The sequence below is a fragment of the Brevundimonas sp. P2_A6 genome (assembly GCF_056404975.1).
In genome coordinates this window covers 166,241-191,111 of the sequence record NZ_JBFUCZ010000004.1, presented here as the reverse complement: position 1 = coordinate 191,111, position 24,871 = coordinate 166,241, and the positions used below count along the sequence as shown (strand labels likewise).

23 protein-coding genes and 1 tRNA gene are annotated in these 24,871 nt (G+C 67.2%); 19 read left to right on the top strand and 5 right to left on the bottom strand.

What is annotated here, in order from left to right; all coding sequences use genetic code 11:
• Positions 1-6: 6 nt before the first annotated feature.
• Positions 7-936: a transcriptional regulator GcvA gene (gcvA, locus tag AC1DW4_RS11905; RefSeq protein ID WP_477017478.1), complete on the bottom strand. Its 930-nt coding sequence runs from the start codon at positions 934-936 to the stop codon at positions 7-9.
• Positions 937-1,053: 117 nt separating this feature from the next.
• Here gcvA and cysG point away from each other — a divergent pair, with 117 nt between their 5' ends.
• From cysG to AC1DW4_RS11880, 5 genes are read left to right on the top strand one after another with little or no spacing between them, the layout of a single operon-like run.
• Complete coding sequence (gene cysG, locus AC1DW4_RS11900; protein ID WP_477017477.1) at positions 1,054-2,439, top strand: siroheme synthase CysG; 1,386 nt, start codon at positions 1,054-1,056, stop codon at positions 2,437-2,439.
• Positions 2,436-2,711, top strand: a complete 276-nt coding sequence (locus AC1DW4_RS11895) for a DUF2849 domain-containing protein (RefSeq protein WP_477017476.1) — start codon at positions 2,436-2,438, stop codon at positions 2,709-2,711. Before cysG ends, AC1DW4_RS11895 begins: the two co-directional genes overlap by 4 nt.
• Positions 2,711-4,378, top strand: coding sequence for a nitrite/sulfite reductase (locus AC1DW4_RS11890; protein WP_477017475.1), 1,668 nt, complete (start codon positions 2,711-2,713; stop codon positions 4,376-4,378). Before AC1DW4_RS11895 ends, AC1DW4_RS11890 begins: the two co-directional genes overlap by 1 nt.
• Positions 4,365-5,438, top strand: coding sequence for a phosphoadenylyl-sulfate reductase (locus tag AC1DW4_RS11885; RefSeq protein ID WP_477017474.1), 1,074 nt, complete (start codon positions 4,365-4,367; stop codon positions 5,436-5,438). The genes AC1DW4_RS11890 and AC1DW4_RS11885 overlap by 14 nt, the downstream gene beginning before the upstream one ends.
• A 15-nt stretch (positions 5,439-5,453) precedes the next feature.
• Complete coding sequence (locus AC1DW4_RS11880) at positions 5,454-6,476, top strand: cysteine synthase A (RefSeq protein WP_477017473.1); 1,023 nt, start codon at positions 5,454-5,456, stop codon at positions 6,474-6,476.
• Positions 6,477-6,537: 61 nt separating this feature from the next.
• On the opposite strand, the gene AC1DW4_RS11875 is transcribed toward AC1DW4_RS11880, so the two are convergent.
• A tRNA-Thr gene (locus AC1DW4_RS11875) sits at positions 6,538-6,613 on the bottom strand.
• A gap of 66 nt (positions 6,614-6,679) precedes the next feature.
• Here AC1DW4_RS11875 and AC1DW4_RS11870 point away from each other — a divergent pair.
• A complete protein-coding gene (locus tag AC1DW4_RS11870; RefSeq protein WP_477017472.1) occupies positions 6,680-7,033 on the top strand; it encodes a DMT family protein in 354 nt (117 codons plus the stop codon).
• Here AC1DW4_RS11870 and AC1DW4_RS11865 read toward each other — a convergent pair.
• Complete coding sequence (locus AC1DW4_RS11865; RefSeq protein ID WP_477017471.1) at positions 7,026-7,463, bottom strand: HIT family protein; 438 nt, start codon at positions 7,461-7,463, stop codon at positions 7,026-7,028. The genes AC1DW4_RS11870 and AC1DW4_RS11865 overlap by 8 nt on opposite strands.
• 240 nt (positions 7,464-7,703) lie before the next feature.
• Between AC1DW4_RS11865 and serS the strand changes: the two genes are divergently transcribed.
• From serS to AC1DW4_RS11820, 9 genes are all read left to right on the top strand, one after another.
• A complete protein-coding gene (gene serS, locus AC1DW4_RS11860; RefSeq protein WP_477017470.1) occupies positions 7,704-9,221 on the top strand; it encodes a serine--tRNA ligase in 1,518 nt (505 codons plus the stop codon).
• A gap of 177 nt (positions 9,222-9,398) precedes the next feature.
• Entirely contained in the window at positions 9,399-10,187 is a 789-nt protein-coding gene (surE, locus tag AC1DW4_RS11855) for a 5'/3'-nucleotidase SurE (protein WP_477017469.1), read from the top strand.
• Positions 10,184-10,828, top strand: coding sequence for a protein-L-isoaspartate(D-aspartate) O-methyltransferase (locus tag AC1DW4_RS11850; protein WP_477017468.1), 645 nt, complete (start codon positions 10,184-10,186; stop codon positions 10,826-10,828). The genes surE and AC1DW4_RS11850 overlap by 4 nt, the downstream gene beginning before the upstream one ends.
• 176 nt (positions 10,829-11,004) lie before the next feature.
• The gene (locus AC1DW4_RS11845) at positions 11,005-12,120 is read left to right on the top strand and encodes a peptidoglycan DD-metalloendopeptidase family protein (RefSeq protein WP_477017467.1); all 1,116 of its coding nucleotides are present in this window, start codon (positions 11,005-11,007) and stop codon (positions 12,118-12,120) included.
• Between the two features lie 94 nt (positions 12,121-12,214).
• A complete protein-coding gene (gene yajC, locus AC1DW4_RS11840; RefSeq protein ID WP_477017466.1) occupies positions 12,215-12,544 on the top strand; it encodes a preprotein translocase subunit YajC in 330 nt (109 codons plus the stop codon).
• A gap of 30 nt (positions 12,545-12,574) precedes the next feature.
• On the top strand, positions 12,575-14,179 hold the full coding sequence (secD, locus tag AC1DW4_RS11835) for a protein translocase subunit SecD (protein WP_477017465.1): 1,605 nt from the start codon (positions 12,575-12,577) through the stop codon (positions 14,177-14,179).
• The gene (secF, locus tag AC1DW4_RS11830) at positions 14,176-15,138 is read left to right on the top strand and encodes a protein translocase subunit SecF (protein WP_477017464.1); all 963 of its coding nucleotides are present in this window, start codon (positions 14,176-14,178) and stop codon (positions 15,136-15,138) included. Before secD ends, secF begins: the two co-directional genes overlap by 4 nt.
• Positions 15,139-15,327: 189 nt before the next feature.
• Complete coding sequence (locus AC1DW4_RS11825; protein WP_477017463.1) at positions 15,328-15,945, top strand: hypothetical protein; 618 nt, start codon at positions 15,328-15,330, stop codon at positions 15,943-15,945.
• Positions 15,938-16,573 (top strand): squalene/phytoene synthase family protein, encoded by a 636-nt coding sequence (locus AC1DW4_RS11820; RefSeq protein ID WP_477017462.1) that lies wholly within the window; start codon positions 15,938-15,940, stop codon positions 16,571-16,573. Before AC1DW4_RS11825 ends, AC1DW4_RS11820 begins: the two co-directional genes overlap by 8 nt.
• A gap of 156 nt (positions 16,574-16,729) precedes the next feature.
• Here AC1DW4_RS11820 and trmFO read toward each other — a convergent pair whose 3' ends face one another.
• Positions 16,730-18,127, bottom strand: a complete 1,398-nt coding sequence (gene trmFO / locus AC1DW4_RS11815) for a methylenetetrahydrofolate--tRNA-(uracil(54)-C(5))-methyltransferase (FADH(2)-oxidizing) TrmFO (protein ID WP_477017461.1) — start codon at positions 18,125-18,127, stop codon at positions 16,730-16,732.
• A gap of 98 nt (positions 18,128-18,225) precedes the next feature.
• On the opposite strand from trmFO, the gene AC1DW4_RS11810 reads away from it, so the two are divergent.
• From AC1DW4_RS11810 to AC1DW4_RS11795, 4 genes are all read left to right on the top strand, one after another.
• Positions 18,226-19,032 carry a hypothetical protein gene (locus AC1DW4_RS11810; RefSeq protein ID WP_477017460.1) on the top strand — a complete coding sequence of 269 codons (807 nt, stop codon included), beginning with the start codon at positions 18,226-18,228 and terminating at the stop codon, positions 19,030-19,032.
• Positions 19,029-19,976, top strand: coding sequence for a hypothetical protein (locus tag AC1DW4_RS11805; RefSeq protein ID WP_477017459.1), 948 nt, complete (start codon positions 19,029-19,031; stop codon positions 19,974-19,976). The genes AC1DW4_RS11810 and AC1DW4_RS11805 overlap by 4 nt, the downstream gene beginning before the upstream one ends.
• 23 nt (positions 19,977-19,999) lie before the next feature.
• Complete coding sequence (locus AC1DW4_RS11800; RefSeq protein ID WP_477017458.1) at positions 20,000-20,890, top strand: hypothetical protein; 891 nt, start codon at positions 20,000-20,002, stop codon at positions 20,888-20,890.
• Positions 20,891-20,973: 83 nt separating this feature from the next.
• Complete coding sequence (locus AC1DW4_RS11795; RefSeq protein ID WP_477017457.1) at positions 20,974-21,897, top strand: lysostaphin resistance A-like protein; 924 nt, start codon at positions 20,974-20,976, stop codon at positions 21,895-21,897.
• A 9-nt stretch (positions 21,898-21,906) separates the two neighbouring features.
• On the opposite strand, the gene uvrA is transcribed toward AC1DW4_RS11795, so the two are convergent.
• Positions 21,907-24,840, bottom strand: a complete 2,934-nt coding sequence (uvrA, locus tag AC1DW4_RS11790) for an excinuclease ABC subunit UvrA (protein ID WP_477017456.1) — start codon at positions 24,838-24,840, stop codon at positions 21,907-21,909.
• Positions 24,841-24,871 lie beyond the last annotated feature (31 nt).

Below are 24,871 nucleotides of genomic sequence, written 5' to 3'. Positions count from 1 at the left end.
AGCCGCCTACAGGGTGTCCATGTTGTTGTCGTGATCGACGGCCTGTCGCTTCAGCCAGGCGGTGAAGGCGAGGGCGCTGGCCGAGGCCGGGCGGTCGCGGGGCATGATCACATAATAGGCGAATCCCACGGCCTCTGATCCATCGGCGAAGGGCGCGACGAGGCGACCGGCGGCGAGGTCGGCCTGGGCCAGGGTGCGTTTGGCCAGCGCCACGCCGCGTCCGGCGATGGCCGCCTCGATCAGCAGGCTGGACTGGTTATAACGCGAGCCCCGGCGCGGATCGGGATGGCGGACCTTGCGCGCCTTCAGCCACATGGCCCAGTCGGGACGGCTGGGATCCGCGTCGGACGACACGTCATGCAGCAGGGTATGATGGACCAGGTCGGCCGGCGACTGGATCGGATGGTCGCCCTTCATCAGGCGCGGGGCGCAAACGGGCAGGACCGTCTCGGTCATCAGCAACTGGGCGACGTGGCCGCCGTAGTTGCCGGGGCCATAGCGGACGGCCAGATCGGCCGCGCCCTCGGCCAGATCGACCGGCTCCATGTCGGCGGAAATCCACACCTCGATCTCCGGGTGGGCGGCGTGGAAGTCGTCCATGCGCGGCATCAGCCATTTTGCGGCGAAGCTGGGGGCGACGCTGACCGAGATCTGGCGTCGGCGCGGCGGCTCGCGCAGCAGGGCCGAGGCGTCCATCAATCGCTCGAACCCCTCGCGCAGCAGGGGCGCGGCCGCGCGGCCCAGGTCGGTGATCTGCAGCCCCTTGGCCTCGCGCTTGAACAGGGGGCCGCCCACGGTGTCCTCAAGCAGACGGATCTGCTGACTGACGGCGCCCGGCGTGACGGACAGCTCGTCGGCGGCGCGAGTGAAGTTCAGATGCCGCGCGGCGCTCTCGAAAGCGCGCAGGGCATTGAGGGGGAGCAGGGGTCTGGCCATACCCCTAGAAATCCTATCAGCAATGCGAAGACAATCTGATTTGTGACCCCCACCGCGACAGGTCGATAGGAACCGCACGTCGGACCGTTGTTCGCAGGCCCGGCGGGAGCTTTCGTCATGCGTGTCTTTCTCGCTTCCATTCCCCTGGATCATGCCCGCGTCGTCGTCATTGGCGGGGGCGAGGCGGCCCTGGCGAAGTTGCGCCTGTTTATCGACAGCCCCGCGGAGGTGCTGTGGTTCGCGCCCGATGCCCTGCCGGAACCGGCGTCGATGCCGCGCGGTGGGCCCGCGCCGGAACTGCGGATGCCGGACGCCGATGACCTGGCGGGCGCCAGGCTGGTCTTCATCGCGGTGGAGAACGCGGCCAAGGCGGCGCGGCTGGCGAGCGTGGCGCGGGGTGTGGGGGCCCAGGTCAATGTCGTGGACCGCCCCGCGCTCGGGGATTTCCAGACGCCGGCTTTGATCGACCGCGACCAGATCGTTGTCGCCATCGCCACGGGTGGCACCGCGCCGATCCTGGCCCGCGACCTGCGTTCGAAGATCGAGGCGGTTCTGCCGGCTGCGCTCGGGCCGTTGGCAAAACTGGCGGGCGAGCTGCGCGATACGGTCAAGGCGACGGTGCCGGACTTCCTGGCGCGGCGCCGTTTCTGGGAGCGGGCGTTCCGTGGCGCGGCGGCCGATCTGGTCGGGGCCGGCAAGGTCTCCGAGGCGCGGCGCGAGATGCTGCGGCTGCTGAACGTGGCGGCACCGGAGCAGGGCGTGGTCCATATCGTGGGGGCGGGGCCGGGCGATCCGGAACTGCTGACGCTGAAGGCGCTGCGGGTGCTGCAGGACGCCGACGTCATCATCCACGACCGGCTGGTGCCCGAGGCGGTGCTGGCGCGCGCCCGCCGCGATGCCCGCAGGCTGTATGTCGGCAAGACGCGCGGCGACCATTCGGTACCTCAGGATCAGATCGAGCAGTTGATGATCGAGGAGGCGCGCGCCGGTCAGCGCGTCGTGCGGCTGAAGGGCGGCGACCCCTTCGTGTTCGGGCGCGGCGGCGAGGAGCTGGAGGCCATGCGCACGGCGGGCGTGCCGGTCTTCGTGGTGCCGGGCGTCACGGCGGCCCTGGCTTGCGCGGCGTCTGCGGGGATTCCTCTGACGCACCGGGACCATGCGCAATCGGTGACCTTCGTCACGGCTCAGGAAAAGCCGGGCGGTGTGGCTCCGGACTGGCAGCGGCTGGCGGGGGCGAACCAGACGCTGGCCATCTATATGGGCGCGGGCCGGGCGGGCGAGACGGCGGCATCGCTGATCGCGGCGGGACGGTCGGGCGCGACGTCCGTCGCCATCGTGGAGAACGGCTCGCGGCCGGACGAGCGGGTCATCACCGGACGGCTGGACGATCTGGGCGCACTGGTCGCGCGTTCGAACCTGACGGGCCCGGCCCTGTTGTTCGTCGGCGAATGCGCGGCCTTCAGCGCGGCGCAACTGGACGTGCGGGCGGAGGCGGCCGCGTGAGGATCGTCACCGCGAACCGGCTGAGCGACGGGCGGGTGTTGTATCTGGGTGAAGGCGGTCGGGCTGTGGAAGCGATCGGGCAGGCTGCGACCTTCGACGACGATACGGCCGATGCGGCGCTGGCCATCGCGGCGGGACGACCCGAAGTCTTCGTGAACCCCTATCTGATCGCAGTGAGTGGCCATACGCCGTCGGGCCGCGACCGGCTGAAGGAATCGATCCGCTCCGCCGGCCCGACCGTGGGTAACAGCCTGTCGAGCGAGGCCGCCTGATGTATCGCTATGACGAGTTCGACGCCGCCCTGGTGCGCCAGCGGGTGGAGGAGTTCCGCGATCAGGTCGATCGCCGCGTGTCCGGTGCCTTGACCGAGGACGCGTTCAAGCCGCTGCGGCTGATGAACGGCGTCTATCTGCAGCTGCACGCCTACATGCTTCGGGTCGCGGTGCCCTATGGCGTGATGAACGGCACCCAGATGCGGCGCTTGGCCCATATCGCCCGGACCTACGACAAGGGCTACGGCCACTTCACCACACGCACGAACATCCAGTTCAACTGGCCCGCATTGAGCGACCTGCCCGCGATCCTGACCGAACTGGCCGAGGTCGAGATGCACGCCATCCAGACCAGCGGCAACTGCATCAGGAACGTCACCACCGACGTCTTCGCCGGTGCCGCCGACGACGAGATCGAGGACCCCCGGCCATGGTGCGAAATCCTGCGCCAATGGTCGACGATCCATCCGGAGTTCAGCTTCCTGCCCCGCAAGTTCAAGATCGCGGTGATCGGCGCCGAAAAGGATCGGGCGGCGATCCGGACCCATGACGTCGGCCTGCGGATCGTGCGTGGTGCCGATGGCGGGACGGCATTCCAGGTCTATGTTGGGGGCGGGCAGGGGCGACTTCCGTATATCGGGCAGGAGATCGCGGCGGCGGTGCCGGGTTCGGAGATCCTGGCCTATCTGACGGCCATTCTGCGGGCCTACAACCTGCTGGGCCGGCGCGACAACAATCAGAAGGCGCGGATCAAGATCCTGGTCGCGTCGCTGGGCATCGATGCCTTTCGCGAGGAGGTCGAGCGCCAGTTCGCGACCCTGCGTCAGGAAGACTTGCGCATCCCCGACGCCGAGATGGCCCGCATCCGCGCCTATTTCGCGCCGCCCCCGTTCGCCGACTTGCCGCGCGTGTCGGGTGCTTTCGATCGAGCGGTGCTGGCCGATCCGGACTTCGCGCGGTTCAGCCGGAACAATGTGCGGCGTCATCGTCAGCCGGGATACGCCAGCGTGGTGATCTCGTTGAAGCCCGTCGATGGCGTCCCCGGCGACATCACGGCGGCGCAGATGGAGGCGGTGGCCGATCTGGCCGAGCGGTTCTCGTTCGACGAGGTGCGCGCCGCCTATGAGCAGAACCTCGTTTTGCCCCACGTCCGGCTGGACGATACGCCCGCGCTGTGGCGGGCACTGCGCGAGGCAGGGCTGGCGACGGCGAACGCGGACCTGGTCACCGACATCATCGCCTGCCCGGGCCTGGATTACTGCAGCCTGGCCAACGCCCGCTCCATCCCCGTGGCGCAGGATCTGTCGCGCAGGCTGGCGGACATGGCGTGGCAAGAGGATGTGGGTCCGGTGCGGATCAACATGAGCGGCTGCATCAACGCCTGCGGCCACCACCACGTCGGCCACATCGGCGTGCTGGGCGTCGATCGAAAGGGCGAGGAATACTACCAGATCACCGTCGGCGGTTCGCCCGACGAACAGGCGGCCCTCGGCGAGATCGTGGGGCGCAGCCTGCCCGCCGACGCGGTCGCCCCGGCCATCCAGCGGGCGCTGGACCGCTATCTGGTGATCCGCAGCGAAGGCGAGCGGTTCATCGACACGGTCCGCCGGGTCGGGGCCGACCCCTTTCGCCAGGCCATCTATGAGACGATCGATGCTGCTGCTTGAGCCGACAGTTCCGGGTCTGAGGCTGCCGGTGTCGATCCCGCTCGCCGAGCTCGAGGCGGCGGTGGTCGGGGTCGAGACGCTGGTGCTGGAGTTCGGCGCGTTTCGCGATGGCCGTGGATTTTCGCTGGCGTCCATCCTGCGCGAGCGGGGCTGGACCGGGCGGCTGGTGGCGGCGGGGCATGTCTTGCCCGACCAGGCGCGGCATCTGATGCGCTCAGGCTTCGATGCCGTGGAGCGGCCGGTCGGCGACGACGCCGCGCCGTGGCAGCGAATGCTGGCGGCGTTCGATGTGGTCTATCAGCCCGCCGTCGACGATGCAGTGCCTGCCTGGCGACGGCGAGCGGCCGCAGCGAAACCTGACCTCGATACCCTGGCGGCGACCTTGAACGCAAAGTTCGGCGCATCGGAGCCGGTCGATATCCTGCGCGCGGCGTTCGCGGTGTCCGGCCTGAAGATCGCGGCCCTGTCGTCGTTCGGGGCAGAAGCGGCGGTGCTTCTGGACCTGATCGCCCGGACGCGCGCGGACACGCCGGTGCTGTTTCTGGAGACCGGCCAGCATTTCCTGCAGACGCTGCAGTACCGGCGCGAACTGACAGAGCGGCTGGGCCTGACCGACGTTCGCCTGGTCGTGCCGGACGCGGAAGAACGGGTCGACATCGATCCAACGGACGACCTGTGGCGCACCGACGCCGACGCCTGCTGCGATCTGCGCAAGGTCCGGCCTCTGGCCCGGGCATCGGCGGCGTTCGACGCGCTCATCACCGGGCGCAAACGCTATCAGGCCGGGACCCGCCGGGCGCTGGGGGCCTTCGAGGTGCTGGACGGGCAACTGCGGATCAACCCTCTGGCAGGATGGAGCGCCGAACAGATCGAGGATCATGCCGTGGTGCACGCGCTGCCAAGGCATCCGCTGGTCGCCCAGGGATATCCGTCGATCGGCTGCTGGCCTTGCACGTCGCCCGTGGAGGAGGGGAAGGACGCGCGGTCCGGCCGCTGGTCCGGCGTGGACAAGACCGAGTGCGGCATTCACCTTGGTGGCCGACTGGTCCCCGCGGTCTGACGCTTCCGAGATCCCATGCCCACCACATCGATCATCGACCTCATCGGCAACACGCCGCTGATCCGGCTGAACCGTCTGTCGGAGGCGACGGGCTGCGAGATCCTGGGCAAGGCCGAATTCATGAACCCCGGCGGCTCGATCAAGGACCGCGCCGCCCTCTCGATCGTCCAGACCGCCCGGGCGGACGGATCGCTGCGGCCCGGCGGCACGATCGTGGAGGGGACGGCGGGCAATACCGGCATCGGTCTGGCCCTGGTCGGGGCGGCGCTGGGCCACCCTGTCGTCATCGTCATTCCCCGCACCCAGTCCGAAGAGAAGAAGTCCGCGATCCGGGCGCTCGGCGCGCGTCTGATCGAGGTCGACGCCGCGCCCTTCTCCAGCCCGAACCATTTCGTCCATTATTCCGGGCGGTTGGCGCAGGAACTGAATGCGTCGGAACCGAACGGCGCGATCTGGGCCAATCAGTTCGACAACACCGCCAACCGTGAGGCCCATTACGCGGGCACCGGCCCCGAGATCTGGGAACAAACCGGCGGGCGCATCGACGGCTTCGTCAGCGCGGTGGGATCGGGCGGCACGATCGTAGGGGCGGGGACCTATCTGAAGCAGCAGGACCCGGACATTCAGGTCGCGCTGGCCGACCCGGCGGGCGCCGCCCTGTTCAACTGGTTCACCAGGCACGAGATGACGGCCGAGGGGTCGTCGATCACCGAGGGCATCGGCGTGGCGCGGATCACCGGCAATCTGGAGGGCTTCGCGCCCGATCACGCCTATCGCATCGAGGACGCCGAGTTCCTGCCCATTCTGTTCGACCTGGTGGTGCACGAGGGTTTGTCGCTGGGCGGATCGGCGGGGGTGAATATCGCCGGCGCAGTGCGGCTCGCGCGTCAGCTTGGGCCGGGCAGGACGATCGTGACGGTGCTGTGCGACCCGGGTTCGCGCTATGCGTCCAAGTTGTTCAATGCCGAGTTCCTGGCCGGAAAAGGCCTGCCCGTGCCGCCGTGGGCGTCCGCTTCGGGACTGTCCTCCGCCGCCTGAGTCTCGGTTTGGCGTCATCTGCTCCGAAAACCGCTGACACTTTTCGGGATGACACCAGGGCTGGTGCCGGCTGCAGGAATCGAACCCGCGACATCCAGTTTACAAAACTGGCGCTCTACCAACTGAGCTAAGCCGGCCCATGACCGCTGAGGGTGGGCAGCGTTTAGCTGGCGCGGGCGGCGCGGCGCAAGCTATGAAACGCCATGCCGAACGCCGCCTACATCCTGCCCGTGGTCATGCTGGCGCTGTCCAACGTCTTCATGACGGTCGCCTGGTACGGCCACCTGAAGTTCGGGTCAAAGCCATTGTGGATCGTGGTGATCGTCAGCTGGGGGATCGCCTTCTTCGAATACTGCCTGGCCATTCCGGCGAACCGGATCGGTCATCAGGTCTATTCCACCGCCGAGCTGAAGACGATGCAGGAGGTCATCACCCTGCTGGTGTTCGCCGTCTTCTCGGTGACCGTGCTGGGCGAGAAGCTGACGCTGAATCACGGGGTCGGGTTCGCCCTGATCTTCGCCGGGGCCTGGTTCATCTTTCGCGGGCCGTTCAGCTGAGCGCGGCCGCGATACGGTCCGCCGTCGCTTTGAGTTGATCCATGTCCGCCATGCCCGCCTGACCGTGACCCGCCATCGGCCGGTCGGCCCATCGGGGGATGACGTGGAAATGCAGGTGAAACACGGTCTGCCCGCCCGCCTCGCCGTTGAACTGCATGATGGAAAAGCCGTCGGGCGACAGGGCCTTCATCACCGCCTTGGCGACCCGCTGGGTCGCGGTGGTCAGGGCGGCGAGGGTCTCGGCCTCAACCTCCAGCAGGTTGCGGGCCTGGGAGGTCTTGGAGATGACCAGGACATGGCCCTCGGACTGCGGAAACACGTCCATGAAGGCGAGGACGGCATCGTCTTCGAACACCTTCACCGCAGGGATCTCGCCGCGCAGGATCTTCGCGAAGATGTTTGACGGGTCATAGGGGGCGTGCAGGGTCATCGCGCCTGGATATCCCTTCTCCCCTTGCGGGAGAAGGTGGCTGAGCGAAGCGAGGTCGGATGAGGGGTGACTCCGGAGCGTAGGCGTGTGGTTCGCAAGACCCTCACCGGCGAGATCGCGATTCACCCCTCATCCGCCCCTCCGGGGCACCTTCTCCCGCAAGGGGAGAAGGGAGGTTTGCGGTCCTGAACGACGCCCGCTAGGACAGCCGCTTCTCCCGCCTTCCCAAAAGACCGCGCCATGCACGACATCCGAGCCATCCGAGAGACCCCCGAAGCCTTCGTCGCGGGCTGGTCGGCGCGGGGCGTTGACGATGCGGAGGCGCTGGTCGCCGAGATCTTGAGGCTGGATACCGAACTGCGCGCCGCCCAGACGTCGGGGCAGGATGCGCTGGCCCGGCGGAATGCCGCGTCCAAGCTGATCGGGGCCGCCATGGGCCGAAAGGATATGGCCGAGGCCGACCGGCTGAAGGCCGAGGTCGAGGGGCTGAAGGGCGAGATCGCCGCCGCCGAGGCCATCGAGGCGGAGAAGGGCAGAGCGCTGCGCGACCTGCTGGCGGCGCAGAAGAACCTGGCGGCGGCGGACGTGCCGGATGGCGAGGACGAGGACGGCAATGTCGAGGTGTCCGTGTGGGGCGAACCCCGGCGGACGGGTCCGGCGAAGGACCATGCCGACCTGGGCGAGGCGCTGGGGCTGCTGGACTTCGAGGCGGCGGCGCGGATGTCGGGGGCGCGGTTCGCGGTGCTGAAGGGCGGTCTGGCGCGGCTGGAACGCGCCGTCGGCCAGTTCATGCTCGACGTGCAGACGACCGAGCACGGCTATCTGGAGGTCAATCCGCCCTATTTGGTGCGCGACGAGGCGATGTTCGGAACGGGGCAATTGCCGAAATTTGAGGAGGATCTGTTCGCTACCGGCGGGGGAGCATCATCGGACATTCTCGACTTCGCCAGCGATCGCTTCAACGGCGTGTCTGATCGCCTCGACGGGCTCGTTGAGGCTTGGCTGAAATCTGTCTCCGACGCTGAAGCCGCTGGCGTCGATGCGGGTTGGACTGCCGACTTCACCAAGCTCGCTGTGGCTGCGATGGAGTCCTCCATCGCGGACCATACCGCGTTCCTTGAGGAACTTGAGCGGTCTGGGGCTGGGAACGATCGCCGCTATCTCATCCCCACCGCCGAAGTTTCCCTGACCAATCTCGTGCGGGAGCAGATCACGCCGGAGGAGGAGCTGCCCCTTCGCCTCACGGCCCTGACGCCCTGCTTCCGGGCCGAGGCGGGGTCGGCGGGGCGGGATACGCGCGGTCTGATCCGCCAGCATCAGTTCCACAAGGTCGAACTGGTCTCCATCACGCCGCCCGAGGCCAGCGACGACGAGCACGAGCGCATGACGACCTGCGCCGAGACCGTGCTTCAGCGGCTGGAGCTGCCCTATCGCCGGATGCTGCTGTGCAAGGGCGACATGGGGTTCTCGGCGCGCAAGACTTTCGACCTGGAGGTCTGGCTCCCCAGCCAAGGGACGTATCGCGAGATCAGCTCGGTCTCCAACTGCGGGGACTTCCAGGCACGGCGGATGGATGCGCGGTTCAAGCGGTCGGCGGGTGGCAAGCCGGAGTTCGTCCACACGCTGAACGGCTCAGGGCTCGCGGTCGGGCGCACGCTGGTGGCGATCATGGAGAATTATCAGGACGAGGGCGGGCGGATCGCAGTGCCGGAGGTGCTGGTGCCGTATATGGGCGGGGTGACGCATGTGGGCGCGTGATCCCTCTCCCAGAGGGAGAGGGCTTGAGGCCCGCAGAGCGCAGCGATGCGCCTTGGCCGAAAGGGTGAGGGGTTTTGCCCCCACCCGCTCGCACCGTAACCCTTCACCCTTTCGCGCGAGAACGACCGCTTCGCGCTCGTGCGCTCAAGCCCTCTCCCAACAGGAGAGGGAAGCGATATGAAAATCCTCCTCACCAACGACGACGGTATCGAGGCGGAGGGCCTCGCCTGCCTCGAACGGATCGCGCGCACCCTGTCGGACGACGTCTGGATCGTGGCTCCGCATGAGGAGCAATCCGGCAAGGGGCGGGGGATCACCCTGACCGAGCCGCTGCGGGTCAATCGCTTTGGCGAGAAGCGGTTCTCGGTTACCGGCACGCCGACCGACTGCGTCGTCCTGGCCGTCAACGACCTGATGCCCCAGCGGCCCGATCTGGTGCTGTCGGGCGTCAACCGGGGGCACAATGTGGGCGAGGACTGCTCATACTCCGGCACGGTCGCTGGCGCGCTGCAGGGCATGGCCTTCGGCATCCGATCCATCGCCTTGAGCCAGTCGCTGGAGCGGTTCCACGACGAGGTCACCGCCCACTGGGAAACGTCCGAGGCCTTCGCCCCCGCCATCATCCGCCGCCTGCTGGATCAGAGCTGGGAGGCGGGCATCGTCATGAACCTGAACTTCCCCGCCCGCGCGCCTGAAGACGTCACCGAGGTCGAGGTGACGGTCCAGGGGTTCCGTCAGGCCGGAGAGATGCATGCGGTCAAACGCACCGACCTGCGCGGCCGCGACTACTACTGGATGAGCTTTCGCGGCACGAAGACGGACCACGCGCCCGGCACCGACCTGCGCGCCATGGACGACGGCAAGATCAGCGTCACGCCGCTGCACATCGACCTGACGCACAGGCCCAGCGTCCACGATCTGAAGGGTGTGCTGGGCGGGGTGCCCCCCAAGGCCGATCCGAGATGAACCTGCGCGACGACCGGGCCGGCCGGCTGATCCTGTCGCTGCGCCAGCAGGGGGTGACAGAGCCTCGCGTGCTGGCGGCGATGGAATCCATCGACCGCGCCGTCTTCGTCCACGAGAAATTCCTCGATCAGGCCTGGGAGGATCAGGCCCTGCCGATCGACTGCGCCCAGACGATCAGTCAGCCCTACATCGTCGGCCTGATGACCCAGGCGCTGGACGTGCAGGCCCGCCACCGGGTGCTGGAGATCGGCACCGGCAGCGGATACCAGTGCGCGGTGCTCAGCCGCCTGGCGCGCTATGTCTATTCGGTCGAACGCTATCGCAGCCTGCTGGTAGAGGCCGAGGCGAAGCTGCGGACGCTGGGCATCGACAACGTCATCACCCGCCATTCCGACGGCGGCCTGGGCTGGATCGAACAGGCGCCCTTCGACCGCATCATGGTCACCGCCGCATCGCCCACCGAGCCGACCGAACTGCTGAAACAGCTGAAGCCCGGCGGGGTGCTGGTCTGCCCGGTGGGGAAGACCTCGGTGCAGATGCTGCATCGCTACACCGGCCAGCCGGACGGGTCGTTCAGCCGCGAAAGCCTGCGGGAGGTGCGGTTCGTGCCTTTGGTCGAGGGCACGGCGAAGGAGGGGTGAGAGGAGGGATTAGGGACTAGGGATTTGGGATGGGGTAGGCCTACTCAACGCAGGGTGCCGTCCCTCTTGCTTACTAATCCCCAATCCCTCTCCTCCATTAACCTTCGCGCCCAACTTTCGTGCTGTTTGCCGGTTTGTGTGCGAGGCACTGAGCGATGCGTTTCGGGGAGGGGTCCATGCGGCTTTCATTTTGGCTGACGGCGATGCTGCTGATCGGTGGCGGGTTCGCGACGACCGCGTGCTCGAGCCTGCCGTCGGAGCCCCGCTATTCGACCCGGCCCATGGCGGGATACGGCACCGGGGCTGTCCCGGCGCAGCCTGGCTATGGCCAGCCTCCTTATCCCGGCGCCGTCTCGCCTCCGCCCTATGAGGCGCCGCCGCCCGCCACCGTGCCCTATGAAAGCATCGACGGCGGGGCGCTGCCGCCACCGTCGTCGTCCAGCACGACGACCGGCAACCTGAACGGCGGAAACTATCCGCCGCCCCCGGCCTATGAGCCGACCTACACGCCGCCGCCCGCGCCGAGCTATTCGCCGCCCGCCTATCCGCCGGCGAGCGCGCCCGTCTCGACCAGCGCCGGGGCCGCCTACACGATCCGCAGTGGCGACACGATCTCGGGTGTGGGGCGACGGTTCCAGACGCCGGTGCAGACCCTGATCGATCTGAACGGTCTGGGGCCTCGCGGGGCCATCACCGTGGGTCAGGACATCATCCTGCCCGACAGCGCGGTCGACACCGGCCCCGATCCCTACGCCACCGGCCCGGCCCCCAGGGGCGTGATGGTGCCCGAGAACGGCATGGCTCCGCCGCCTCCACCACCGCCTTCCGGCAACCCCGCCGCCCCGCCGCCGTCGCGACAGCCCGCCAGCACGGGCACCGTCGGCACCGCGCCGGCGGGATCGTCGGTCGCCCTGCAATGGCCGGTGCGTGGAGAGATCGTGCGACGGTTCGGACCCGTCGGCATGGGCGAGCGCAACAACGGCATCAACATCGGGGCCTCAGCCGGGGCGGAGGTGGTCGCGTCTGCAGACGGCCGCGTGGCCTATGTCGGCGACGATCTGGTGGGTCAGGGGCTGACGGTGCTGATCGTTCACCGCGACGGCTGGCGCACGGTCTATGGTCATCTGGGCTCGGCGACGGTGGACGACGGAGCCGACGTGCGCGCGGGCCAGCAGATCGGCACGGTCGGGCTGACGGCCGGCGACGGCCGCCCTTCGATCCATTACGAGACCCGTCGGATGCAGGGCGACGAGCCGGTGGCGATCGACCCGCTTACGGTGTTGCCCCGCTAGCGGCGTTGCAATGTCGGAGGCTCGGCCCTAGGTATCGCGCCTTGTTTTCAAAGGGCGCCCCGACGTGTGGCCTGCCCGCGTCGGGGATTGACCTATGACACCTACCGCTGACGGCGGCCCCATGGCCCTGATCGTGCAGTTCCTGCCGTTCGTGGCGATCTTCGTGCTGTTCTACTTCCTGCTGATCCGCCCCCAGCAGAAGCGCGCCAAGGAACATCAGGCCCTGATCTCGGCCGTCAAGCGCGGCGATACCATCGTCCTGTCGTCCGGCCTGATCGGCAAGGTGACGCGCGTCGAGGAGGCCGAGGTCAACGTCGAGATCGCGCCCAGCGTGAACGTCCGCGTCGTCAAGGGCATGATCGCCGAGGTGCGCAATCGCACCGCGATCGCCGCCAACGATACCAAGGCCATCTCCAAGTCCTGATCCCCGACCGCTGAACCGGAAGTCGCGTCCATGATTCAGCTGTCCCGCTGGAAAGTCATCCTTCTCGCACTGGCCCTCGTTTTCGGGCTGCTGTTCGCCTTGCCCAACGTGCTGACACCGTCGCAGCGCGCCGCGCTTCCCGGCTTCATGCCCAAGAGCGCGCTGAACCTCGGGCTGGACCTGCAGGGCGGGTCATACCTGCTGCTGGAAGTCGACGTGGACGCGATGCGGACCAAGCGCGTCGACAATCTGATCGAGGACGTCCGCGTGGCCCTGCGCGAGGCGGGCATCGCCACCAACCAGATCGCGCGCGAACCGGGTGGGGCCGTGGTCACCCTGGCCGATCCGTCGCGGTCCGAAGCCGCCTACCAGGAACTTCGCAAACTGGTCGGCGCACCGGGCCAGAATGGTGCCGCCGAGCGCGCGGCGACGCGGCTGTCGGACGGCCGGGTGCGGCTGGCCTTCACCCAGGCGACGCTCGACACCATGGGCGCTACGGCGGTGGACCAGTCCATCGAGGTCGTGCGCCGCCGGATCGACAGTCTGGGCACGCGCGAGCCCTCCATCACCCGCCAGGGCACCGAACGCATCGTGGTCCAGGCCCCGGGCGAGAGCGACCCCGCTGCGCTGGAGCGTGTCATCGGCCAGACGGCCCAGCTGACTTTCCAGATGGTCGATACGGAAAACTCGGTCCAGGACGCCCTGGCCGGTCGCGTGCCGCCGGATGCCCAGTTGCTGGTCGGCGACGACGGACAGACGCCCTATCTGGTCAAGAAACGGGTTCTGGTCTCGGGCGAGAACCTGACCAAGGCGGAGGTCAGCGCCGACCAGAGCGGCCGTCCCGCCATCGGCTTCCGCTTCGATGGTCAGGGCGCGCGCCGGTTCGGCGAGGCGACCGCAGCCAACATCGGCAAGCCCTTCGCCATCATCTTGGACGGGAAGGTGATCTCGGCCCCGACCATCAATGGCGCGATCCTCGGCGGCTCCGGCATCATCGAGGGCAACTTCACCATCGCCTCGGCGGCCGAGCTTGTGAACCTGCTGAACGGCGGGGCGCTGCCGGCGCCCCTGAAGGTCGAGGAGCGCCGCACCGTCACCGCCGAACTGGGTGCCGACGCCGTGCAGAACGGCAAGCTGTCGACCATCATCGGCTTCATCATCATCGTCCTGTTCATGATCCTTGCCTACGGCCTCCTGTTCGGGGGCATCTCGGTGATCGGTCTGATGCTGAACGGCCTGCTCATCATCGCGGCCATGTCGTTGACCCAGGCCACCCTGACCCTGCCGGGCATCGCGGGTCTGGTGCTGACCTTCGCGGTGGCCGTGGACGCCAACGTGCTGATCTACGAACGAATCAGGGACGAGGCACGGGCCGGTCGATCGGTCATCGCCTCGCTCGACGCCGGCTTCAACAAGGCCATGGGCACGATCATCGACGCCAACCTGACGACCCTGGTGGCGGCGGCGATCATGTTTATCTTCGGGGCCGGACCCGTGCGCGGCTTCGCCTGGACCCTGTCGATCGGGGTGTTCACCTCGGTCTTCTCGTCCGTCCTGGTGGCCCAGGTGCTGCTGGCCTACTGGCTGAAATTGGCCAAGCCCAAGACCCTGCCGATCGCGGAGACCGTCAAATGACCTGGTGGCCCCTGATCAAGGTCCTTCCCCAGAAGACCAACTTCCATTTCGTCAAATACGCCCGGGTCGCGGCCGTGCTGTCGATCGTGCTGTGCACGGCCTCGATCATCGGCTGCTTCTATCCCGGCCTGAACATGGGCATCGACTTTCGCGGCGGGGCGGTGATGGAACTCACCAAGCCGGACAACCAGACGCTGGATCTGGCGGGGGTGCGCGAGTCCGTCGCCAAGCTGGGCCTCGGTGACGTCGGCGTCCAGGGTATCGACAACGCCTCGAGCGCGGTCGTGCGCTTCCAGGTGCCGGATGGCCAGGAACAGACGGCCGTGGTCAATCGCGTCCAGGGGGCCATCACCCAGGCCGTCGGTCCTGTGACCTATTCGGGCGTCAGCGTCGTGGGCTCCAAGGTGTCGGGCGAACTGTTCACCTCGGGCCTGCTGGCTCTGGGCGTCGCGATCGCCTTGATGTTCGCCTACATCTGGTTCCGGTTCGAGCCGCAGTTCGGTTTCGGCGCCGTGGCTGGCCTGTTGCACGACGTCATCCTGACGTTCGGACTGATCGTGCTGTTCAAGCTGGAGTTCAGCCTGAACATGGTCGCCGCCATCCTGACCGTCATCGGCTATTCGATGAACGACACGGTCGTGGTGTTCGACCGCCTCCGCGAGAACCTGCGCAAATACAAGACAATGCCGCTGCGCGAGGTCATCGACCTGTCGCTGAACGAGACCCTGTCGCGCACCATCATCACGGGCGTCACCGCTGTCATGGTGCTGGCGGCCCTGGCGATCTTCGGCGGAGAGGCGCTGTTCGGCTTCTCGATCGCCCTGATGTTCGGGATCATCGTCGGCACCTATTCCTCGATCTATGTCGGCGCGCCGATCATCCTGCTTTGGGGGGTCAAGCGCGGCGAGATCGCCGAGGACGCCAAGCCGGTGAAACTCGGTATGGCGAGCCGGCCCTGACGACCGATCCTGACGTGGCGCAGGTATAGGCTCAGCCTGATGTCGGTGTGGCTGGGGGGGTGCGGTTGGAGAAGAAGAAGTCACTTTTTTTTCGACTCCAACTCTCACCGCGTCTGCCTGCGACCTGTGGCGTCGGCGGTCGATTAGGGTAGGGTCCGCTGCATTGAATCACGCCTTGGGGGCACGCCGTTGGCCAATCTGCTTTCGAACTTTCGCACCACGCTCCTGATCAGCCTGCTGCTGGCGGCGATCATGATCTTCGCCTTCTCGCGCGTGTCCGACCTCGATGCCCTGACCTTCTGGCAGGCCGTGGCGCGCTGGGCCCACGTCGGGTTCGGCATCCTGTGGATCGGCCTGCTGTACTACTTCAACTTCGTCCAGATCCGGGTGATGCCCCTGATCCCCGGTGAGCTGAAACCGGCCGTGTCGAAATACATCGCGCCCGAGGCTCTGTTCTGGTTCCGCTGGGCGGCGCTGGGCACCGTTGTCGCCGGTCTGGCGGTCATGGGCTTGAAGGGCCACGCCTATGCCGCCGAGGTGCTCAGCTTCGGCTTTGCGGGCGGCCTGGTTCAGGGCGATCAGGGCTTCACCCTGATGGGCGTCGGTGTCTGGCTGGCGATCATTATGTTCCTGAACGTCTGGGGCCTGATCTGGCCGAACCAGAAGCGGGCGCTGGGTATCGTCGTGGTCGACGACGACCGGAAGGCCAGGGCCGCGCGGATCGCCATGCTGGGCAGCCGCACCAACCTGCTGCTCAGCCTGCCGATGCTGACCTCCATGGCGATGTACCAGACCCTGTTTGGCTGATCCCTCGGACACGCTCGACGCCCAGGTGCGGGCAACCGACCCGGATCGCTGGCTGTCCAGCCGGTTCGTGAGCGACCCACTGGCCCGCGCCGATCTGATCGCGCTCTATGCCTTCGAGGCCGAGCTTATGGCGATCCCGACGCGGGTGACACAGCCTCTGCTGGCCGAGATGCGCTATGCCTGGTGGCGTGAACAGCTGGACGGGGTCTGGGCCGGCATCCCCCGCAAGGGCCACCCGGTGCTCGAGGCCCTGACCGATCTGGTCGCCCGTCACCGCCTGGATCGCGCTCCGTTCGATGCCTTGGTGGAGGCTCACATCGATCGCGTCCACGGAGAGCCGCACGATCTGGACGCCTTCTACGTCGGGCCGATGCGGGTCGCCGTCCAGATTCTGGCCGGTCCCAGCCACGTGACTGCTGTGGTCGATGCCGCTCGCGTGTGGGGACTGACCCAGGTCGGACGGGTCGAGGAGACCAAGCGTCTGAAACCCGCTGCAAATCGGGCTCTGAAACACCTTCCGGCAGCAGCCTTCCCGGCCGTGGCCCATGCCGCGCTGGTGTCGTCCGGGGGTTCTGAAGCGACCAAACGTCTCCGGCTCGTCTTGGCGACCCTGAGAGGCCGGATCTAGCGCCGCACGCCCGATCGCACCAGCTCTGGCTGGCGCTGGTCGAGATACAGCACCGTTCCGACCGCGAGCGGCAGCAGGGTGGCGACGACAATGATGGCTACGCTTGTGAACATGACCAGCAAATGCGCAGGCTGCCCAGCAGGTTCCGCCGGTGCGTCAGGCGGCGTCGCGCCAGGCTTCCAGCTCGCGCAGTGCCCGGACGCTCATCAGCCGCTTCTTGGCCCGGCCGCGTTCCTTCAGTGGGATCTTGACGCCCGCCTCATCGACCTTGGGCGCTTCCAGCGGCGGTAGCAGGCCATAGTTGATGTTCATCGGCTGGAATTTGGATCCGGTCAGATGCCCACCGGTGATGTGCTCGACCAGGGCCCCGATCGCGGTATGCGCCGCCGGAGCCTCCAGTGGCCGACCCAGCCGCTCGGCCGCCGCCAGCCGCCCGGCCAGCAGGCCCGTGGCCGCGCTCTCGACGTAGCCCTCGACCCCCGTGACCTGACCGGCGAAGCGCAGTCGCGGCATGGCCTTCATGCGCAGTTGGCGGTCGAGCAGGTTGGGACTGTTCAGATAGGTGTTCCTGTGCAGGCCACCCAGTCGGGCGAACTGGGCGTTCTGCAGGCCCGGGATCATCCGGAACACCTCGGCCTGTGCCCCATGCTTCAGCTTGGTCTGGAAGCCGACCATGTTGAACAGCGTCCCGAGCGCATTGTCCTGGCGCAGCTGGACGATGGCATGGGCCTTGACCAACGGGTCGCGCGGATTGGTCAGTCCGACCGGCTTCATCGGGCCGTGCCGCAGGGTCTCGCGGCCCCGTTCCGCCATGACCTCGATGGGCAGGCAGCCGTCGAAATAGGGGACGTTCTCCCACGTCTTGAACTCAGCCTTGGGTCCGCTCAGCAGGGCGTCGATGAAGGCCTCGTACTGGGCCTTGTCCATCGGGCAGTTGACGTAGGCGGCGGCGTCTCCGCCGGGCCCTTCCTTGTCATAGCGCGACTGACGCCACGCGATGTCGAAATCGATCGAGTCCGCATGGACGATGGGGGCGATCGCGTCGAAGAACGTCAGGCTCTCCTCCCCTGTCAACGACAGGATGGCGTCGGCCAGGGCGGGCGAGGTCAGCGGGCCGGTGGCGACGATCACGCTGTCCCAGTCCTCCGGCGGCAGGCCCGCGATCTCCTCGCGCACCACCGTGACCAGCGGGTGGGCGTGAAGGCGCTGCGTCACGGTGGCCGAGAACGCCTCGCGGTCCACGGCCAGGGCCCCGCCCGCCGGGACCTGGTTCACGTCGCCGCTGGCCATGATGATCGAGCCCAGCGCCCGCATCTCGGCATGCAGCAGGCCCACGGCATTGTGCTCCCAGTCGTCGGACCGGAACGAGTTCGAACAGACCAGCTCCGCCAGCCCATCGGTGTGATGGGCATCGGTCTTGATCCCCGGCACACCGCGCATCTCGTGGATCACCACCGGCACGCCCGCCTGGGCGATCTGCCAGGCGGCTTCGGAGCCGGCCAGGCCGCCGCCGATGACGTGGATGGGGGATAGGGCAGGGGAGGACGTGGTCATGCGGCTTCTTAGCCACGCCCGGCCAGTTCGTCAGCAGGCGTCTGTCAGGCGTCGTCGTCGCGGGCTATAGGGTTGGTCATGCTCAGCGAGGGGGCTTGATGAGCCACAAGGATGTCCACGGTCGCCGGTTGAACCTGCGCGCTGCGCTCGGCGCGACAGCGCGGGCCATGCCGCGTCTGTGGCTGGGGGCGGGCGGCGCGCTGGTCATGGCCGTCGCTGCCTGGGCTGCCCCCTCGTTCGAGGGGGTTCATTCGTTCAGAAGCTGGATCGTGGGTGCCGCCGTAACCCTGACCCTGGTGGCCGTCGGTGCCTTGGCACGGCTGTCGATCAGCGACGACGTAAAGGCGGCCCGCGCGCTCGGGCTGGGTCCGCTGGGGCTCCAGTTCCGGTGGCCGGAGCTGCGTCTGGTCGGAGCCGCCCTGCTTTGCCTGATCTTTCTGACCATGATCATCGCCATGCTGGGCCTGGTCGTGCTGGCCATCGCCGGAGTGGCCGAGCTGGACGTCGCGGCGATCCAGGCGCGGGACTGGGCGGCTGTGGGGCCGGCGTGGAAGCTGGGTGTGCTGGCCGTCGTCGGGCTCGGAGCCCTGCTGCTTCCGCTGCTGCTGGCGGTACGGCTGTCGCTGTTCGTGCCGGCGACCCTGGGGCGCAGGCAGATGGTGTCGCTGAACAGCATGGGCATTGCCTATGGCAGCTTCTGGCAGATTCTTGGCGGCTTGATCGTGACGTCGGCACCGCTGATCGTACTTCCGGCATTGCAGGGGACCGGCGCGCTGGACGGTGTCCTGGGCGGCGTCCTGACGGCCGCGCTTCTGATCGGCATCCAGCTGCCGCTGACGCTGGGCTTCCTGGGCACCGCCTACCGCCGTCTCGAATACTGGAGCCCGCAGGAGGGTCACGCATGAAACCGACGTTCTCGATCGGGGCATCTCTCGAAGCGCCGTTCGCCCTGATCCGACGCCGACCCCTGACCGTCTTCGGGTGGGGTCTGGTGATGTTCGCGGTCGTTGCGGCGATCTATGCCCTGATGATCCCGCTGTTTCTGCGCCTGCCCTGGGGCCAGGGCGATGCCCTGATGGACGCCTACGCTGCGGAGATCATCCAGCTGCAGGCCGCGATCAACGGGCTGAACCTGGTGCTTTATCTGGTCGCGCTGGTGCTGGTGAACGCGGTGGGGCGGGCGGTGCTGGCGGCGGGTCGGCGCGACGCCTTCCTGTTCATGCGCCTGGGGATGGACGAGGTGCGGGTCGCGGTCGTGATCGTGGCCACTTTTCTCGGCTGGTACATCGCCGTGATCTTGCTGGTCCTGATCGGGGTGGCCCTGGGGGCGGCGCTGTGGTCGATGGGCGAGGGGATCGCGATCGGCGTCGTGGTGCTCTACGGCATCGCGGTCCTCATCGGTGCGATCGTGGCCTGGGTGCGCGTCTCCCTGATCGCGCCGGCGACATTGATCCTGGGCCGGTTCGCCTTCGCCGAGGGCTGGGCGATCGCCAGGGGACAGGTGCTGAAGCTGATCGGCATGAACGTGCTGATCTGGATCATCTACATGCTGGCCTATATCGGGATGATCGCCATCATCGCCGCGATCGTGGTCGGGGGCTTCTTCGGACAGGGGCTGGAATGGCCTTCGGTCGTCGATAGTCCACTGGACCTGATGCCGCTGGTTCGACCGATGACGATACCGGTCCTGGCGACCCTGCCCATCCTCATCGTCTCGTTCGGATCCTGCATGGGTCTGATCACTGCGCCATCCGTCGTGGCGGCGCGTCAACTGCTGGATGGGACACCGTTGCGGCCCGTGCCGGCTGTGGCTGACGTCGTGCCCGGCGATAGGCTAGAACCCGCCTAGAGCAGTTCCCTGGGAGGGATTCGATGACTTTTTCGGCCACAGACGCGGCGTTTGAGGGTTTCCGGCTGGTGCGGCGGCACCCGATGACGGTCGTCTTCTGGTCGCTGGCCTATCTGGTCGCGATCGGTGCCTTCTTCGGGCTGTTCGGATCGGGCCTGGCCAGCCTGTTCGCGGCGACGGAGACGCTGCAGGGTAGCGAACCGACGCCGGCCGAGCTGGAGGGATTGAGCACGACCTATCTGAGCCTGTTCAGCCTGGCGGCTCCGCTCGGCCTCGTTCTCGGTGCGGTGCTGAACACCGCAGTGGCACGGGCGGTCGTCCGGCCCAGCGACAGCGCCTTCGGTTACCTGCGGCTGAGCATGGACGAACTTCGCGTACTGGCCGTGAGCGTGGTGCTGTCGATCGTCATCGGTTTCGGGGCGGTCGTCCTGTTCGGCGTCGTCGGCCTGATCGCCGGGTTGGCGGCCAGCGTGAACTCGGGGCTGGGCGTGCTGGTTGGCGTCCTGCTGGGACTGGGCGCCGTCGTCGCGCTGATCTGGGTCATGGTGCGACTCAGCTTGGCGGTGCCGATCACGGTGGCGGAACGGCGCATCTCGCTGTTCGAATCCTATGGCCTGACCAAGGGCCATGCGTTGAGCCTGCTGGGCATGGCGATCATCGCTTTCATCATGACGATGCTGGTGGGCGTGCTGTCCGGCATCGTCGCCCTGCCGGTGACGATGATGACCGGAGGTGTGGAGCAGCTGGCCGCGCTGGACGGTGCATCGACGGCCGAAATCCTGCGCACGGCCGGGCCGGCGATCGCGGGTTTCGTGGTCGTGAACGCCATCGCCTCCGCGCTCCAGCTCGCCGTCCTCTATGCACCGTTCGCAGCGGCGTATCTGGGCCTGAAAGGCGTCGCGTCCGAGAGCTGAAACGCTGGCGAACCTGTCCAAGGCTTAACTTGGCCATATCCGCGCGGGCAGTTAGCCTGAGCTGGTCAACAGGGATGGGCGAAATGGCAGGACGGGAACTCTACGCGCCGGCACCGAGCCGGCAGCGCAGGACATGGTCGGCGGCAGCCGTCATTCTGGCGCTGGCCTTCATCGTGCTCGGCCAGATCGGCGCGGTCGTGCCGATGCAGATCACCCACGCCCTGCCGTCGGACCAGACGATCTGGACCAGCCTGTCCTACATCCTGTTCGTTGCCTTCGGGCTGGGCGCAGCGCTGACGATCGCCTGGGTGGTGTTCTTCGAGCGCCGTAGACTGGCCAATATCGGCCTCAACAGCGACTTCGCCGTCCGGATCGGACGCGGGTTCGGTCTGGGCCTGGTCTATCTCGCGGCCGTGGTCTGCATCATCTGGGCGACCGGGGCCTATCGCGTCGAGGCCCCCGGCATCTTCCAGGCGGGCGTGTCGGCGGCGGTCCTGACCCCGCTGGTGGTCCTGCTGTTCGGTTTCATCGTGCAGGGTTCGACCGAGGAGATCGTGTTTCGCGGCTGGCTGATGGGCCTCATCACCTCGCGCCACGGGCTGGTGATCGGCCTGACGGTGTCCAGCCTGCTGTTCGGCCTTGCCCACGCCGGCAATATCGCGCCGTCGAAGGAACTGGCCCTGGCCCTGGTCAACATCGCCCTGTTCGGGGTCTTCATCGGCCTTTATGCTGCTCGCGAAGGGTCGATCTGGGGCGTCTGCGGCTGGCACGCGGCCTGGAACTGGCTGCTGGGCACCGGCTTCGGGCTGGAAGTCTCGGGCGAGGTCGTGAACGTCACGCCCTCCATCGTCGATCTGAAGGCCGTCGATGGAGCCGCCTGGTGGCTGACTGGCGGGGCCTTCGGACCGGAAGGCAGCGTCGTGGTAACGGCCGTGCTGCTGATCAGCGCGGTGGTGCTGGTGACGCGCGGCGGCTTCGCCCGCCAGGGCGGGCTGGCGAGCGCCTGATCGGATCGATCAGGCCTTCACCTTCGCCCGCTTCGGCTTGACCGTCTCGGCCGTCAGGGCCGCCACCCGCGCCTTGCGACGCGTTTCGTGGCGGTCCAGGACCTCTTTCAGATAGCGACCGGTCCAGCTGGCCGCGTTGGCCGCGACCTGTTCGGGGGTGCCCACGGCGACGATCTCGCCCCCGCCGTCGCCGCCCTCGGGACCGAAGTCCAGCAGGTAGTCGGCGACCTTGATGACATCCAGGTTGTGCTCGATCACCACGATGGTGTTGCCGGCATCGACCAGCTCCTGAAGCACCTCCAGCAGCTTCCGCGTGTCCTCGAAATGCAGGCCGGTCGTGGGTTCGTCCAGGATGTAGAGGGTCTTGCCGGTGGCCCGTTTGGACAGCTCCTTGGACAGCTTGACCCGCTGGGCCTCGCCACCCGACAGCGTGGTCGCGGACTGGCCAACCTTGACGTAGTCCAGGCCGACCCGTGACAGGGTCAGCATCTTGTCGCGGATCGGCGGCACGGCCTTGAAGAACTGGCCGGCCTCCTCGACGGTCATGTCCAGAACGTCGGATATGCTCTTGCCCTTAAAGACGATTTCCAGCGTCTCGCGGTTGTAGCGCTTGCCCTTGCAGACATCGCAGGTGACGTAGACGTCGGGCAGGAAGTGCATCTCGATCTTGATCAGGCCGTCGCCCTGACAGGCTTCGCAGCGCCCGCCCTTGACGTTGAAGCTGAACCGGCCGGGGCCGTAGCCGCGCGCCTTTGACTCCGGCAAACCCGCATACCAGTCGCGGATGGGACCGAAGGCCCCGGTATAGGTCGCCGGATTCGATCGCGGCGTGCGCCCGATCGGCGACTGATCGATGTCAATCACCTTGTCGAAATGCTCCAGCCCCTCGATCCGGTCATAGTTGGCGGGGGCGTCGGACGCATTGTGCAGCCGACGCGCGGCGGCCTTGTACAGGGTCTCGATCGTGAAGGTGGACTTGCCGCCGCCCGACACGCCGGTGACGCAGGTGAACAGGCCGACAGGGATGGCTCCAGTGACGTTCTTCAGGTTGTTGCCGGTCGCGCCGCTGATCTTCAGCATCTTCTTCTTGTCGACCGGGCGACGGCCTTCGTGCGGCAGTTCGATCTCACGCTCACCGGTCAGGTATTTGCCGGTCAGGGACTTCGGGTTGGCCATGACCTGGGCCGGCGTGCCCTCGGCACAGATCTCGCCGCCGTGGACGCCGGCGGCCGGACCCATGTCGATGACGTAGTCGGCGGTCAGGATCGCCTCTTCGTCATGCTCGACGACGAGCACCGAGTTGCCGAGGTCGCGCAGACCCATCAGCGATTCCAGCAACCGGGTGTTGTCGCGCTGGTGCAGGCCGATCGACGGCTCGTCCAGCACATAGAGGACGCCGGTCAGGCCGGATCCGATCTGCGACGCCAGTCGGATCCGCTGGCTCTCGCCCCCCGATAGGGTCCCGGACGATCGCGACAGGCTGAGGTAGTCCAGGCCGACGTTGTTCAGGAACCGCAGCCGATCGGTGATTTCCTTCAGGATGCGACGGCCGATCTCCAGCTGCTTGTCGGTCAGCCGGTCCGAAAGGGTGGTGAACCACAGATAGGCCTTTGAGATCGACAGCCAGCTGATCTCGGCGATGTCCTCGCCGTCGATCTTCACCGCCAGGGCCTCCGGCTTCAGCCGCTTGCCGCCGCACGCCTCGCACGGCGTCTCGGACTGGAAGCGCCCCAGCTCCTCACGCACCCAGGCGCTGTCGGTCTCGCGCCAGCGGCGGTCGAGGTTGGGGATCACCCCCTCGAACGGCTTGGAGACCTCGTATTTGCGGGCGTTGTCGTCATAGACGAACTTGATCTTCTCGGTGCCCGTGCCGTGCAGGATGACCTTGCGGGCCTGATCCGGCAGCTCGCGCCACGGCACATCCATCGAAAACCCGTAGTGCCGGCTGAGCGCCTGCAGCGTCTGGGTATAGAGGGGCGAGGGGCCGCGCGACCACGGAGCCACCGCGCCCTTGTGCAGTGTCTTGTCGCGGTCGGGGATGACCAGATCGGCGTCGAATGTCAGCTTCAGCCCCAGGCCGTCGCAGACCGGGCAGGCCCCGAACGGGTTGTTGAAGCTGAACAGGCGCGGCTCGATCTCGCTGATCGTGAAGCCGGAAACCGGGCAGGCGAACTTTTCCGAGAACAGCAGCCGTCGTGGCTCCTCGCCCTCTGCGGCATTGGCCCATTCCGCCACGGCGATGCCGTCGGCCAGGTTGAGGGCGGTCTGGATACTGTCGGCGTAGCGGGCCTCTAGCCCGGCCTTGGTGACGATCCGGTCCACGACGATGTCGATGTCGTGCTTGAACTTCTTGTCCAGCGTCGGCGCGTCCTCGATGGCGTAGAATTCGCCATCGATCTTCAGCCGCTGGAAGCCCGAGCGTTGCCACTCGGCGATCTCCTTCCTGTATTCGCCTTTCCGACCGCGCACGACGGGAGCCAGCAGCAGCAGGCGTTCGCCCTCGGGCAGGGCGACCAGCTTGTCGACCATCATCGACACGGTCTGGCTTTCGATCGGCAGGCCGGTGGCGGGCGAATAGGGGACGCCGACCCGCGCCCACAACAGGCGCATGTAGTCGTTGATCTCCGTCACCGTGCCGACGGTCGAGCGCGGGTTCTTGGACGTGGTCTTCTGCTCGATGGAGATGGCCGGCGACAGACCCTCGATCAGGTCGACATCCGGCTTGCCCATCAGCTCCAGGAACTGGCGCGCATAGGCCGACAGGCTCTCGACATATCGCCGTTGCCCCTCGGCATAGATGGTATCGAACGCCAGCGAGGATTTGCCCGAGCCCGACAGTCCGGTCATCACGACCAGCTTCTCGCGCGGGATGTCGACATCCACGCCCTTGAGGTTGTGCTCGCGCGCGCCGCGCACGCGGATGAAGTTGTGCTTTTCGGTCATCTGTTCCGGGAACGCGGGAGAGCCGGACAGG